At 51.6% G+C, this 1,414-nt stretch carries 1 protein-coding gene; it reads right to left on the bottom strand.

Going from position 1 to position 1,414, the window contains the following annotated elements:
• Positions 1–14: 14 nt before the first annotated feature.
• On the bottom strand, positions 15–1,414 hold a 1,400-nt coding region (locus tag AUR66_RS15350), incomplete at its 5' end, for a CARDB domain-containing protein (RefSeq protein ID WP_231727921.1).

Below are 1,414 nucleotides of genomic sequence, written 5' to 3'. Positions count from 1 at the left end.
ACTGGCCGTGCGCGTTATATCACCTCGTTAAAGAGATGCTGGACATCGATGATGTTTACCACTCCATTCCCCGAGAAATCGAAGGCACGGGAGCTGTTTGTCGTCACAACCTTGTCTCGGTTGACAAACATGGCTTGAACGTCAACAATGTTCACTTCACCGTCTCCGTTGATGTCCTCAAACTCACCATCTCCATCTGGGTCCGTTGGGACAGAGAGCGCAGAACTCAACCGCGGCACGTGGACGTAGACAGTCCGATTGACAGTCTTTTCGACGCCGTCGTCGTCGCGTATCACCAACGTAACCGTCTGATTTCCGCGCTCGTTTGGAGTCCATGTCAGGTTCGACTGGTTCGTCGCGATGACTGCCCCATTCACCCGCCATTCGAGACTTTCGATGGTACCATCAATATCGTGAGTCTCCGCAAATAGTTTGACCGAGCGATTCCGCTCAACCGTACTCTGGTTGAGTTCGATTGTCCCTGTTGGTGGGGTCAACGTCGTGTTGTGTGCAACTGTATCGACCGCGATGTCTTCTGTGGTGTTGTTTATTTCTACAGTAACCAACACCGTCTCGTTCTCAGAAACATCTTTCAGTGGAAGTTCGGTAGACGTGTAGGCTGCAGTCTTCGTGTTCGAAGACGCATTAAGTGTCACAGTGGTCTGTCCGAACTGTTCACTACCGTTGAAATTCGAGACGGTAACAGACCCGGTAGCACTCTGAAGACCTGTGTTTGGAACGAGAACGACGGCAGTGGTCGTCCCATCCTGCTGGTAGTAATTTACTTCACCTGGTTGTAACTCAACGGTTGGACGAAGCACATTCGCAGTACGTGCGTTGTTCGTCTCATCGGATTCGGTAACCGACTCATTCGAATCGGCAGTCACCCTCGTCGCAAACGCGGACGTAAGCCTATCCTCAGAGATGCTGAAATTGACAACGGTATCCGTCTCAGGCTCGAGTGCCGAAATATGCTGACTGGTAGATACGTTTGGTCCGTTCTCCAGTCGTATTTCCATCGCTTGTGACCGAACGGCCGATGGGTTGCTCACACGTGCGGCAAACGTGATTGTACCATTTTCACGACTTGCTTCTAACTCAGTTACGGTCACATCTGGCTCAACAAAGCGGACAGTGTGCCGATTATTCTGTTCATTGAACTCCGTAATGGTCTCGTCTGAGTCAGCTAGGATAGCCAGCGACCCGCTCGCATCGACTGTTCCACGTAGCGAAAGGTTTGTGTCTTCACCAGGTGCAAGCGCTGGAACCGCAACGGAATCGACGTCACTGCTTCCGTTTCGAAGACTCATCACCGACTGCTGACTCGCTACATCTCCCTGATTGTTAACCGTCACGTTGACTGTCACCGAATCTCCGACGGAGACGTTCGTGGCATTCGATGATACACTCACGT

This window comes from Haloferax profundi (genome assembly GCF_001469865.1).
Taxonomy (GTDB): Archaea; Halobacteriota; Halobacteria; order Halobacteriales; family Haloferacaceae; genus Haloferax; species Haloferax profundi.
The sequence above is the reverse complement of the archived record's forward strand: the minus strand, read 5'-3'. Positions and strand labels throughout refer to the sequence as shown.